Raw genomic sequence first — 13,340 nt, forward strand, 5'->3', positions numbered from 1 at the left:
CTCAAGCCGAAAGTCGGGCTAGGCAACCTGACGGTCGCCAATAAAAGGTCCCACCAATGGTCGATTTTGTTATCAGATTAGTGGAATTAATAGAAAATAATTGATAAAAACAATAACTTTTTAACTAAATATTTCAATTTAATTGTTATGGGTGGCACCACTAAATTTATGGAACAGAAAAATGAGATTTTATGAGGAATCAATTTAACGAAATCCATCTTCTGCAGCTTCTAGCAAATTTAATATACAATTTTAATGAATAAACTGATTATTTTTTTTACACAGGTACCATACAATTTATATTGGCAATATAGACTTGTACACCAACAGTAGATTGGTGACCCATTAAAATAGAGTTTTCCATAAATAAATGAAAGCATAAGAGGGATATCCTCATGTGCTTTCATTAGTTATAAAGCTACCTTTTCAGTTATTAGTGAATAACCATTGCAACAGATGCTTGAAATGTAATATTCCGTTAAAACAGGAAAGATGACACCTTAATGGAATTGAGAGAATGGTTTAAATCATATATATAGATTTTAAATAGTTTTACACAGTACACATTATCAACTATCGACAAGATTATGCAGACATTGCAAAAGCATTACATTCTTGAGCACAATGCAAGCACATTTGACCACAAATTTGCGACTGTTCATCTGGGTGTTGTAAACAATGTTTTCCACAAAATTCACAAATCTGTGCGCATAAACAGGCAATAGATTTTGCAAATAGGCTACAACGTGCAATATACTTTGCGGTTAAAGTACATATATCAGCACAATCCCTAAGTAATCTTAATTGCTCTTTTCTATGAGAACCTTTCATTTGTAGAATACAATACTCTGTAGATTCACAAATAACTTCACACTTTTGAACAGTTTCTAAAACTTGATGGTGCTGGATCTGACCCATATGATGAGGCATTGTATGATGCATTAAATTTCCTCCAATGTTTTTTTCATTACAGTTGCATCATATGTATGAACATCTAGCCCATTTGGGTTAATAACCACTTTTTAAAATTATGATAATAAAATTTTATTAGGAAGCAATTGCCGTTAGGATATTTGAATTGTCATGAATGTCTATATTCATGATTTGTTTAGATCTCGAAGCAACACCCTTTATCAAAAAGAAGCCTTCTCCACGAGAGTAAGGCTTCTTGATGTGATTGGCAGTTTATTTTCTAATAAATCCACTATTCGGAGGTTCACAGTTCACTTCATATTAATTTTCATTTCTCTTCTGGTAGGACAGCGAAGATAAGTTGAATCTCCACTGGCGCGTTACCAGGAAGTGAAGATACTCCTACTGCTGCTCGACTACCAATACCTGAGCTACCTAATTCTTCAAAAAGATAATTAGAAGCAAGATCAGCCAAAGCGGAGTGTGCTTGGAAGCTTTCTTCCGCATTTATATAAACAGTAAGAGAAAGTACTTGCTCTATTCGTTCTTTTTTTTCTAGTTTGTTCTTTGTTGCGGTAATGGCATTAGCAACCGCTTGTTCGATCGCTGTTTTATATACATCAACGTCCTCAGAGCTACTAACTTTCCCTTCTTGAATTAATTCACCATTCCTCCGAGGCGTCATTCCAGAAGTATAGATAAGGTTTCCAAATCTTGTTGCAGTTAAATATTTCCCTTGTGGAATAGGGTTGTTTTCTTTTTTTCTCGGTGTAATCATTTACGATATCGCCCCGCTAACTTAATGATACGATCTATTGCCGCTACTGCTGATTTATGATCTTGTGAAAAATTCACACGAAAGCTATCAGTGAATTGTGGTCCAAATTCTGTACCAAGGGTTACTGATACATCCGCTTGAATTCGTAATATTTTTACAAAGTCTTGTAAAGGCACACCTAAGTTTGGAACTTTCGGGAAGAGATAGCTACCACCTTCCGGAGCTCTTACCTCAAAGTCATCCGAAGCATTAAGATTAGTTAGCAAATCATCACGTATTAACTGGTGCTGTTTAATTCGTCGAGTCATCCAGCCTTCCGGTTCTGCAAACCAAGAACTCAACACAGCTTGGCTATACCCACCTGCACGAAGAGAAACAATTGCTTGTAATTTTTCCATACGATTAATAATTTTAGCAGAGCCAAATGCTACACCTAATCGATAACCACTTAAGGACTCTGTTTTCGATGGTCCTATTATAGTAATTAAATTTTCCGGATTTATAACATTTTGTGCACATAAGTGCGTATAGCCACGTCCGTCAAAAATTTGACGAGAATATAGCTCATCAACGATAACAATTACTCCATATTGCTGTGCTAATTGCGCGATTTCAGAAATTTCTTTTGGTGAATAAATAACGCCTGTAGGGTTGTTCGGATTAGAAAACACAAATAGTTTTACGCCATCTTTAAAGGCATCTTCAAGCAAAGTCAAATCCAATCCTGCACAATTATTTGTTTTAAAGTAGTCCATTTTGACCTGAACAACTACACCATCAAAGAATTCAACTATTTTCCGGTTGGCAAAATAATCGGGTGCAACAATAGCGACTTTGTCACCACGACTAATAGTAGAACCCAATGCTAGGAAAAGCGCACCCTGGGTTCCTGGGGTAACTATGAGATTAAGTCCAGGATCTATCAAGCTACCCGTGAAATTGGCAAGTTTTAGGGCAACATTTTCACGGAGGATTTCGCTACCTCGATATTCGGTATATGCCTGTTTGCCACCACTGTGAACGCCATCAACGAAAGCCTCTAAAGTACCTGGGATTGGTTCAAAAGCATCTACATCACCGTGTGAAAAGTCAACAGGTCGACCAGGTATTTTTTCTCCTATGAGAGAAATTTCACTACTTTTCTGACGCATCTCTTGTCCAGGAGCATTATCCACACCGATTTTCGAAAACTTTTTTTCTAGTAAATCCACTATAAGTCACTCTCCTCTGAAGTTTTATTAACATAATCTTTTTTGTAAATGTTTTATAGCTGCATTAAGTTTTCATAATTCTTCTTATATTCTAATAATATATGACTTTTTTAATATCTCCAATATTAAATACCTATAATTATATTTTCTTTATTATCGGATTAAATTATGACTTAACACTAGAGTCTATTCTTGACGTGAAAAATAATACAAATAAACACCTGTATCCTCTATAGTTGAAAGTACCACCAAACAACGGAAGAGGTATACAGATTAATTATGAGGTCAAAGTGTTGCAACACCCCCATTATCCTAACAACGGATTTTACTGGAATGTAATGAAGCGCTCCGCGCGCGCTGTTAAAATCGGCAACTTTTGTTCTGGTGAAGAGCCTAATTTTTATAGCTTATTTGATTAATGATAAATAAGAGGGATGCCAATTGTAGATGGATTTTTGTTTAGTTTTAAACAATCCACAACCTATTGTAAATCAAAGCTTATAATTGTAGCGATATGATATATTATGATAAATAAGAGAAGCACACTTTAAATTTCGTTAACTTCTAAATGTAATAACACCATTTGAACTGGGGGAAAACTATGTATAAATTGCGAGGTCACCATCTTTTTTGCCTTCTAGGTTACCGTGGGATGGGCTATTCCGAAGAGTATGTTGAAAATATGACGGGTTTACATCAAACCTTGAGGGATAACCCCAGAACACTGATTCTGCTTGTAAAGGGACCTGATCAGTTGTGCGAAAAGTTTCCAAACTCCGGTAAATACCATTGCAAAGACGATACTATTTATGAAAGAGATGCCACTATTTTAACTAAAATGGGGCTCGAAATTGGACAAATTCTTAGTTGGGAAGACATAGTTTCTCATATTCAAAAGTATGTGGTTCCCACAGATATTCAAATTGTGTGTGAAACCTGTTCTTGGCGAACCTATGGAGTTTGTGAAGAAGGTGTCAAAGAGATTCTTAAGGGTAGAGGCTTAAGAAAAATTTGATTCATCTTTCCCTATGAAAGTTTTATAGCTAGTCAACCATCAAAGTTAATCCATTATTCTATAAAACTCGTTAGTGTTTCACTATAAAATCGTTGCCACACACTACAACGATTTCTTCCATTAAAAGTTCTACTTCACGAATCTCATGTGTCGGTAAAATGATCGTGTGTTTCTGGGTCCTTAAATTTACATAAGCCCTTAATAGGGGAGACTTTCTGTTTACTTGTCCATATGCTAAAGATGAAATACACTGTAAGAACATTACTTCGTTAGCAACACTCAGCATCCCACATGTGTCGCATAGGACAAAATCTTCAAAAAGAAGGATGTGTTAAACAATGAATTTAGACATGGTTATGCAGGAACTTGAAGCTCTCGGCAAGGAGCGAACCAAGAAAATGTATGTATCCAATGGAGCACGCGAACCGCTTTTTGGAGTGGCTACAGGTGCTATGAAGCCCGTCGTCAAGAAAATTTAAAAAAATCAAGCTTTGGCTGAGCAGCTTTACACCACAGGTAACTACGATGCAATGTACTTTGCCGGCATAATTGCAGACCCAAAAGCAATGACTGAAGCTGATTTTGAGCGTTGGATCGATGCGGCTTATTTTTATATGCTGTCCGATTATGTAGTTGCAGTAACCTTGTCAGAAACAGATATTGCACAAGAAGTTGCAGATAAATGGATCGCAAGCGGCGAAGAACTGAGAATGTCAGCGGGCTGGAATTGTTACTGCTGGCTTTTGGGTAATCGCCCGGATGGTGAATTTTCCGAAAGCAAAATTGCCAATATGCTTGAAATTGTGGGAAATACAATTCACACTTCTCCTGAACGAACTAAATACGCTATGAATAATTTTATTTACACAGTAGGGGTATCTTATTTGCCGTCCCATGATATGGCGGTCGATACCGCAAAGTCAGTAGGCCCAGTAGAAGTCAATCAGGACAAGAAAAAAACCAGTTTCCTACTCGCTTCCGAAAATATTCAAAAGGCAGTAGATAAAGGACGGCTTGGTTTCAAACGCAAACATGTAAGATGTTAAACTATAGTTTTGCCACTTATAGAAGATTCGTATAAGTTGATTAGTGATCGAGTACAGGCAGAGTCGGATTATAAGTTCTAATTAATTTATATTTAACCACTAGTGTTGCATAAAGCGTAACTGAATATTCAGTCACATGATTTCGATATTTTTTTCAAAAAAGGGAAGTACCCGAATAAAGGTAGCACTGTCCATTTGGTAAATTTATACAGATAGGCGAGGCGACAGTTATAGAAAGTATTCCTACGGAACTTTTTTGCTTCTGATTTCACGAAGCCAATAATGGAAATTCTGCCAGAGATTTGCTACCAAAATGCGTGAAATTCGTAAGATTGAATTTCCACTTTTCGACTCCATCTGAATCAACACGTTCAAGCAATAGGCGATCAACGCCAAGTAAATTTGGTTTTTCACGGCGTTTTCACTTTGACCGTAGAAATGCTTAATTTTCACGTGTTGCTTGATCCATTTAAAGAACAATTCAATTGCCCAGCGGGAGCGATAGATTTCACTAATTTCCTCCGCTGTAAGGTCGAATCGATTTGTAATTAGACGCAGTTCGCTTCCCTTGCCGTCTGGTATGACGATAATCCGAAAGACATTTTCCGTACAGTTGGTGCTGGATCCAATAAAAGCCATAGTATCCGAAAGGACATCGCTTCCTTCTGGAAGAGTAAACGAATAGACGGGATGAAGGACGGCATTCTTCTTCAACCGGCAAACGAAAAAGATTCCATCGTCTGTAAAGAGGTCGAATCGTTTGTAATCCACATATGCACGATCGAAAACGTACATGGCTTCTTTGTCATCAACCAGCACTTCCAGTTGATTACGGTCGTGTTCTTTCGCATTCGTGATGACTTCTTTATCCGGGTAATGCGTTCCGTTTTCATCGAAGACCAAGCGCAGATGCAACTTTACGCCCCCTTTGGTTTCCCGGAATTCCGCCCATTTAAAATGATTCACGTTCAAGGGAAGTGTTGTAGAGTCGATAATTTTTAGCAGCATTCCCTTTTTAGGTGACAGTTTTTGTGCGGTAATTTTACCGACCATCTGCATGAAAAGATTCGAGAGAATCGCTGGATCCAGCTGATTATTTTTTCGGGAAAGCTGCGACACACTGATGGAATCCACTCCGATCGCATGCTGGAAGTCCTTATTTGACAGCGCCGCTTCAAGGGCATGCAAGCTGTCTGTCTCAGTTAATTGTGCATAGAGCATGAGAAGTGTGAAAGCCTGCGTCGTCAATTTTTTTGTATATCGATCTTGGCCGTGAAAGTTCACGGCTTCGTTTAATTTTTCAAAATTAATGGCGTTAACCCATTTACCAAATGAGGTTTTTCGTGTATTCTTGTCCATAAATTGGTCCTTTATATTGGATTTGGACAGGAACTACCTGTACCTTCCATTATAAAGGATTTTTTCTTTTGGTATTTATCGATATTTGAAGATTTTATGAATTCCTAATTTTATGAAAAAATTAATGCAACACTAGTGATATTTAACCAATAAAACATATTTTCATGGAAGGGGTCTTAACATGCGATTACAAGGGAAAAAAGTTATTAGCTTAGTGCATCATGAATTTGAGGATTTAGAGCTTTGGTATCCAATTCTTAGGCTCCAAGAAGAAGGCGCAATTGTTCATCTAGTTGGAGAAGAAGCAAATATAAAATATATAGGGAAATATGGTGTACCTGCACCCTCCGATCTAGCATATAGAGATATTAATCCAGAACAATATGATGCGATTCTGGTACCAGGAGGATGGGCACCAGATAAAATACGCCGATTTCCTGAAGTAATTTCTTTAATTCAACATATGGATGCAAATAAAAAGCCAATTGGTCAAATTTGTCATGCAGGATGGGTGTTAATTTCGGCTGGAATTTTGCATGGAAAAAAAGTAACTAGTACACCTGGAATAAAAGATGATATGGAAAACGCAGGAGCGATTTGGTATGACGAGCCCGTTGTCACGGACGGACATCTCGTATCAAGTCGCCGTCCACCAGATCTTCCGGATTATTTAAGAGAGTTTATTAATGTATTGGAACAAAAATGAGTCTTCTGAAGAGACATTAGAGGGTTTGACACCTGAACATATGTCCGCTCAGTGAAAGCTGCTCTTCTGAACATACAAAATATGGAGAAAAGATGCTGTGAGCATCTTTTCTCCATTTTACGTCCACTCGAAAATACTATTCAAAAATATAGGACAGCGCTTTGATGGCCTGGTCGGAAGTTTCGACTGTGGCACTGGATTTAGCGGAAAGCTCCTTCAGCGGATGATGCAATTTCTCCGGACGGATGATGATAACAGGCTTACCGCCAGCAATTGCGGCACTTGCATCCATTGCCGTATTCCATTGTTTGTATTGCTCGCCGAACAAGGCGATAACCAGATCAGCTTTATGCATCAATACACTGGTCCTCAGATTATTGAAGCTTGAAGCGGCAGCATCTTTAAATATAGCACCGGGCTGTACCCCTAAAATCTCTTCCCCGATATTATCTGAACGGTCATGATTTTCCATCGGGCCAATAAAATCGACCGGCAGATCGAGTGCCAGGACTTTCTTTTTGATTTCGTCCCGCCATGTACTGTGAATTTCTCCTGCAAGATAAACGGTTAGTCTCATGATTCACCCTCCAAAATCCATTTCTTTCAGTCTATCATATTTCGAATGAGGGATTGAAATCATACGATCTTTTATGATGACAGGGATCGCTGAAAGCGCATAAAGTCAACTGCAGCTTTGGATGGGGTCATTTCCGGGCTTCTTTAGAGAAAATTTCTTATTTAAGTCCTTGATTACCGACATCAAACAGAAACCATTTGGCTGTTTGGGAATAAAAATCTACAAGAAACGCTTTCAAAATTCAGACAGCATAAAATTTTATTCTGATATACGCAAAAAGGTAATACACCTATACAACTACTCTGTATCATTCTTCCAGGTGATCTCCTGTTTTATTTTTTCTAGCTCCGGTAACTCATTCAATGCATTTTTTAAAGCTTGTAGCTCTGCAAGGGTAAACGTTACACCTTTTCCCATCTTTGTTTGATCTTCAGACCAATCTCGCACATCATACTTCGGATCTCGGTCGTTCCAACTGATTAAATTCAATTGTCTTTTCCACCCTTTGCTTCCTTCAGACAATGTAGCAAGTGTTTCAATAATTTCATACTTTAAGTCAGCCACCTTTTTTTACCCTCCTCTTCTTTTCATCTACTAAACAATTATACGATATTGTGAAATTATTCAAGAATTGCAAACATAAACTATTACTATGATACTTATAGCACTATCTAAGGACTCGTCCTCTAAGAAAATATTCTTAACATATTTTTTTAGGAGTAAATCAGAATGATCAGCATCTGGTCAAAGTAGAAAAAAACACTAGATCATTTACGGAACTACCTACAGAACATTCCATTTCACTAGCTAGATATAAATTTGGAATTAAAAGAACGACCAAGTGACCAACTCACTTAATCGTCTCTTTTCCTATAAGTTACAAATTCGTCCACTTTATAATTTCTTAATTCTCTTCAATATATGTTTACATACAAAAATTTTGCTAGATTGTAGCCTCAGGGAGACTCCGACAAAAGAATACATGCTATCCTCTCTTGAATTATAGTGAATTGTCATAATTTTGTAGAATAGTTTCAGCACACAGGCATGTTTTTTAAATGCAGGGAATGTCCATGTCGTGACAAGCTTACGCAATGTTTACATCTGTAGTATCGACGATATGTATAAAGCACGATGTAGAATAAAATCTTTTGTCCGTTGGATTATACAAAGTTTAAATGTGCTGATTTTATTCACCACGATTGAAAATGCTGTCTACAACCATCTTTTTACAGTCCTGATTTCGTATGCATTGCCGGAATGGTTATATCCACAGACACAGTCCTCTATTTACAATCGAAAGCATGCCTCCACATTTTTCCTACGAATACTTCTGAGGGATAAATTACCTGTTATTTGGAAGAACACATTAACAATATATCTGACTGACTATTGCAGCCGGGTTGTTCTGTCTATTTTCGGATAATCAACACGCCTGTCATTTTACTTTAAGAAGTTGTCGTTTCATTTCGCGATTAAAGCCTTTTGTTAAATCCGCAAACAGGTCGTCCCATTTTTTCTTAAACTGATTATAAATTGCTGGGTATTTTTTTCTTAAGAGAATAATATTTACAGCATATTCTTCTTTATCATCCTCAAGTGAAGCCATAAATCCTGCAGGAATGCTGTTGATATAGTAATACAATTCTTCAGTATCTGTATAAAACCATTCCATAGTCCGAATAAATAAAAGCGGAAAAGCATTCTCATCATCTTCCATGCGTAACAATTCCTTCTGTACTTGCGCCATCTTTTTTACTTCTTGGTGTTTTTCCCGAATATCAGAATCATTTCCGGTAACCATTTTTGCAAAGTCAATAAAAACTTCGGCACCAAGAAAGTCTTCTTCATCAAAATGGTGTTCATATTCACTTATCATTAAATCAAAAACTTCCCGTCGCACTTCTTCATTCATGTTTTGTATAAATTTACGAAACTTTTTTCGAATAATTTCCTTTTGGTCCCATTTTTCCATTCTAATTAGAAGATGAATCGAAGATAATAATAAATCATTATGTTCTGGTTTTTGCTCAATTTGATTTGGAATACACTGAATAAGGATGTCCCATGCTTTCGCGTTTTCATCCATTTCCACATAGATAGCTGCACGAGGCAAATCAAAGTAGTATGAATCATCCGGAAAGGTATTCTTTCCTTCTATCAAAACTTCCATTGCCTCTTCGTAATATTCTACCTCGGATAAGATGCGTGCGTAAATGTTGTAAAGTTTACATAGTTCTTCTTTATCTATGACATTTCCTAGTGATCGTTGGAATTGGTTACTAGCTTTTTGAAGATCACCCTCGATAACTGCTATCTGTATAAGACTAATAGACGAAGGTATATTACTTGGCGAAATAGATAGCGCCTTTTCAAAAAGAATCTGAGCTTGAGTATAATTACCTCTTTGCAAATTGTTCATTGCTTTTGCAAACACGTCTTCTAGTTTTTTCCCATATTTACGAGAAAGATCATATTCTTTTCTTTTAGCTGGATCCTTAAGCGTTTCATAAGCAGTGCGAACTTTCTCAAACATTTCCGAATTTGATTCTGGCGGATATTTTTTCACCGCTTTAATATATTTCTCTTTTATTTTTTCTTGGTCAATCTTTGCAGTGGTCCCCAATATTTTATAGTAATTTTCTGTTGGTTGATTGTTCATTCCTTCACATCCAATTCTTGTATATCGAGGTCAATAATCGTATCCATTGCAATATCAATAGCTTTCTCTAGTTCAGCAGAATCCTCAATTCTTAACGCCACTTCTAAAATACCGATAACCTCTTTTAATAGTTTCCGACTCTCATTTGAGCCGTTCACCAACAAAAGATGGAAGTGATTGAGGTAGTCTTTTGCTTCCTGCTGAAGTTCTAAAAATGAACGGTTTTTATCTTTATTCTCGATTTGTGAATCTTCATTAAAATCACTGTCTTCATTCAAGAAGTCAAATAAATTCAGTTCATCCTCGTCGTTTTGATTTTGTTGCACATCTTCTACTTTTTTTAAGCTTTCTTGAAAAGCCTTTTCACTACTCCGGTCAAGTGCATCTTGAATAGTTACCGTTATCGCCTCGTCTTTCGAGACACCTCTTGCCGTTACCTCTAAAATACCATTTAAATTATAGCGAAATGTAATATCTACCATTTCTGAACCAGCAGGCGCAGGTGGCAAACCTTCTAGTAAAAATTCATTCAAAAAGTGATTATTCTTTACCCACTTACTTTCTCCTTGATACACACTAATCTGGACCCCTGTTTGATAATCGTCTACCGTATTAAAGGTTTCAGTTCGGGTTACTGGGATAGTTGTATTGCGCGGAATAATGGCTTGAAAAGCACCCGGACGAAAACTGGAACCGAATGATTCCGTCACCACTTCTATCCCCATTGAAAAAGGAGCAACATCGGTTACGATTAAACCATTTTTTGAGAATGACCCGGATTTTATCCCTGCTTGAATAGCAGCTCCTATGGCAACAGCTTCATCAGGGTTAACATCTCCCCTAGGATCTTTATTGAAATAAGCTTGAATAAGGTGATGGATTTGAGGTATTCTCGTTGAACCTCCAACGAGCAGGATATCATCAATTTCTTGAGCATCAAGTTCTGCATCTATCAATACTTCTTTGACCTTATCCATCGTTTCACGCAATTGCGGTTCAATTAGCGCAACAAACTCTTCTCTTGTCATTTGTGTATATAAACCAAGCGGCTTTTCTTCTTTCATAACAACGATAGGCAATGAAATTTCTACAAGTACTTCATTTGATAATTTCTTTTTAATTTTTTCCGCTTCTTCTTTTAACACCGCTTTTGCTCGAACGTCCTTACGTGGATCTACTTTATATTGAGCAATCATCTTCTCAGACAGCCAGTCAACCAATAACCAGTCAAAATCTTCCCCACCCAAGCGGCTGTTGCCAGATGAAGCTTTTACTTCAAGAATTCCATCCATCAACTCTACAATCGAAACATCGAATGTTCCTCCTCCTAAATCATATACGAGTAAGTGACGATCTTCATCTAGATGTTGAAAACCAAATGCAAGTGCTGCAGCGGTGGGCTCATTAATAATTCTCTCAACTATAAAACCGGCAAGTTCACCGGCTCTTTTTGTTGCCTGTCGCTGTTCATTGGTAAAGTAGGCAGGGACAGTGATGACTGCTTCTTTTTCTCCCTCGCCCAATTGCTTGTCCACAAAATTCTTCATTTGTTTTAAAATCATCGCTGAAACTTCTTCCGGGGAATACGACTTTCCGGCAAGCATCATTGTTTCTTTTGCGCCCATTTCACGTTTTACAGCCGCCTTTGTTCTCTCTGGCATTGCTATTAAAGCGGCCCGTGCGTCTTCACCGACAATTAATTTTCCATCGGGAGCGATTAATACAACAGATGGTGTTATTCTTTCACCATTTGGTCCGGGAATAATTTGCGGTTTTCCATTATGAATATAGGCGACAGCTGAATTGGTTGTACCAAAGTCTATTCCGACAATTGGTCGAAATGTTGGATCATTTTTCATGTTTTCTGACATACATATTACCTCCTAATAAATCTATTTTTAACTTCATTCAGAAAAAGGTCAGTCCTTTGCTCAATCGGGTTACTAAAGACTAAGGTCGCCGAGTCATGCGGTAATGTCTGAGTAACCACCATCCTGTTGGCCCTGAGTCTTCTGCGGATGCCATCGATTTTAAAAGGAGCAGAGTGAATTGAGCAAACTCAATTCAAATTCCGGTTAAATACGCCGAGGCTTATTTAACCTCGATTCACTTTAAAGCCCTTTTACCGTAACAACTTGAGCTTTTCTGATTAAGTTATTTTTATCGTCAACAAATCCCCTTTTAAGAACTTCAACAACTTGATAGGGGACCGTCCCCATTGTCGCTTGATCCAAACTGTCTATTTCCACTGACTTCATCGCTTCTGACAATTTCGGATCAAAACCTTCTCCAAGAACGTTTAATTCATGTATACCGACTTCGTTCAAACTTCCAACAAGATTTCGAGACCATTCTTCTAGAAGTTGTCGCCATGATTCTTGTCCGTCGTTTAACCCAGAAGATATATGGTCCATTTCATCAAGTAAGCGGATCAAATGTTCGATCAAATGCTGTTGTTTGTTTGCATATTCATCTAGTTGGCTAATGAGGTTGTCTTGTTCCTTTTGTGCGTGTAAACTAGATTTTATTTTTTCAAATTCTTCTTCCATGGTTTTTGCCGATTTGAATTGTAAGCGGGTAAGTCTTTTTATTTGCTCATTTGTGGCTTCAATTTTTTCGTCAAGACTCGATACATCTTTACGTATGTACTCTATCTGGACATCGACAGGATTCTTTTCTTTCAATCTCCAAATTTTCCAGCTCATTTTTATCTCCTTTTATAAATCAGACTAATAATTACATTATACTGTAATGAATTAAATTTCGCACCTTGAAATTTCAATAAAAAGGCCTCTTCGAGAGAGTGGAAAAGCAAGAAAAAACCTTATCAACACTGGTTTCCTGTGTAAAAAAGATACGACTCCAAATATACTAAAAAAGGCACCATTGAGACTTAATATATGAGCGTGTTTCTAGATCCTTATACTGTTCAATAGATGCAAATTTAACAGCATACCGATTTCTTCCCCCCGATAAATATAAGGTGTGCCATGCATCATATGTAAGCATGTAGCCAACATTTTTGCAGACTCTACGCGGTAATCTGAGTCATTCCCATCCGCCGTACTGTTTGG

11 protein-coding genes and 2 pseudogenes are annotated in these 13,340 nt (G+C 37.4%); 3 read left to right on the forward strand and 10 right to left on the reverse strand.

Going from position 1 to position 13,340, the window contains the following annotated elements; all coding sequences use genetic code 11:
- Positions 1-585: 585 nt before the first annotated feature.
- The 3 genes from B371_RS0106370 to B371_RS0106380 all read right to left on the reverse strand — a co-directional run bounded on the left by B371_RS0106370 (position 586) and on the right by B371_RS0106380 (position 2,901).
- The gene (locus B371_RS0106370) at positions 586-942 is read right to left on the reverse strand and encodes a four-helix bundle copper-binding protein (protein WP_019413471.1); all 357 of its coding nucleotides are present in this window, start codon (positions 940-942) and stop codon (positions 586-588) included.
- 298 nt (positions 943-1,240) lie between these two features.
- Positions 1,241-1,690, reverse strand: coding sequence for a RidA family protein (locus B371_RS0106375; RefSeq protein WP_019413472.1), 450 nt, complete (start codon positions 1,688-1,690; stop codon positions 1,241-1,243).
- Positions 1,687-2,901, reverse strand: a complete 1,215-nt coding sequence (locus tag B371_RS0106380) for a pyridoxal phosphate-dependent aminotransferase (protein ID WP_019413473.1) — start codon at positions 2,899-2,901, stop codon at positions 1,687-1,689. Before B371_RS0106380 ends, B371_RS0106375 begins: the two co-directional genes overlap by 4 nt.
- Before the next feature lie 601 nt (positions 2,902-3,502).
- Between B371_RS0106380 and B371_RS0106385 the strand changes: the two genes are divergently transcribed.
- On the forward strand, positions 3,503-3,916 hold the full coding sequence (locus B371_RS0106385; RefSeq protein WP_019413474.1) for a DUF1284 domain-containing protein: 414 nt from the start codon (positions 3,503-3,505) through the stop codon (positions 3,914-3,916).
- 338 nt (positions 3,917-4,254) lie between these two features.
- Positions 4,255-4,962 (forward strand): annotated as a pseudogene (locus B371_RS21405) (DNA alkylation repair protein).
- A gap of 243 nt (positions 4,963-5,205) precedes the next feature.
- Here B371_RS21405 and B371_RS0106395 read toward each other — a convergent pair.
- A complete protein-coding gene (locus B371_RS0106395) occupies positions 5,206-6,321 on the reverse strand; it encodes an IS4 family transposase (protein WP_019413477.1) in 1,116 nt (371 codons plus the stop codon).
- A 181-nt stretch (positions 6,322-6,502) separates the two neighbouring features.
- On the opposite strand from B371_RS0106395, the gene B371_RS0106400 reads away from it, so the two are divergent.
- Positions 6,503-7,027, forward strand: coding sequence for a type 1 glutamine amidotransferase domain-containing protein (locus B371_RS0106400; RefSeq protein ID WP_019413478.1), 525 nt, complete (start codon positions 6,503-6,505; stop codon positions 7,025-7,027).
- Between the two features lie 136 nt (positions 7,028-7,163).
- Here B371_RS0106400 and B371_RS0106405 read toward each other — a convergent pair whose 3' ends face one another.
- From B371_RS0106405 to B371_RS23395, 6 genes and pseudogenes are all read right to left on the reverse strand, one after another.
- On the reverse strand, positions 7,164-7,604 hold the full coding sequence (locus B371_RS0106405) for a YtoQ family protein (RefSeq protein WP_019413479.1): 441 nt from the start codon (positions 7,602-7,604) through the stop codon (positions 7,164-7,166).
- Between the two features lie 297 nt (positions 7,605-7,901).
- On the reverse strand, positions 7,902-8,168 hold the full coding sequence (locus B371_RS0106410; RefSeq protein WP_019413480.1) for a YdbC family protein: 267 nt from the start codon (positions 8,166-8,168) through the stop codon (positions 7,902-7,904).
- Between the two features lie 874 nt (positions 8,169-9,042).
- Positions 9,043-10,266: a DnaJ domain-containing protein gene (locus B371_RS0106415; protein WP_019413481.1), complete on the reverse strand. Its 1,224-nt coding sequence runs from the start codon at positions 10,264-10,266 to the stop codon at positions 9,043-9,045.
- Positions 10,263-12,137: an Hsp70 family protein gene (locus B371_RS0106420; RefSeq protein WP_019413482.1), complete on the reverse strand. Its 1,875-nt coding sequence runs from the start codon at positions 12,135-12,137 to the stop codon at positions 10,263-10,265. Before B371_RS0106420 ends, B371_RS0106415 begins: the two co-directional genes overlap by 4 nt.
- 240 nt (positions 12,138-12,377) lie before the next feature.
- Positions 12,378-12,971, reverse strand: coding sequence for a nucleotide exchange factor GrpE (locus tag B371_RS0106425; protein ID WP_019413483.1), 594 nt, complete (start codon positions 12,969-12,971; stop codon positions 12,378-12,380).
- A gap of 181 nt (positions 12,972-13,152) precedes the next feature.
- Positions 13,153-13,340: pseudogene (locus tag B371_RS23395) on the reverse strand (alpha-amylase family glycosyl hydrolase); the annotation flags it as partial.

The organism is Paenisporosarcina sp. TG20, from assembly GCF_000286315.1.
In the GTDB taxonomy this organism is placed as follows: domain Bacteria; phylum Bacillota; class Bacilli; order Bacillales_A; family Planococcaceae; genus Paenisporosarcina.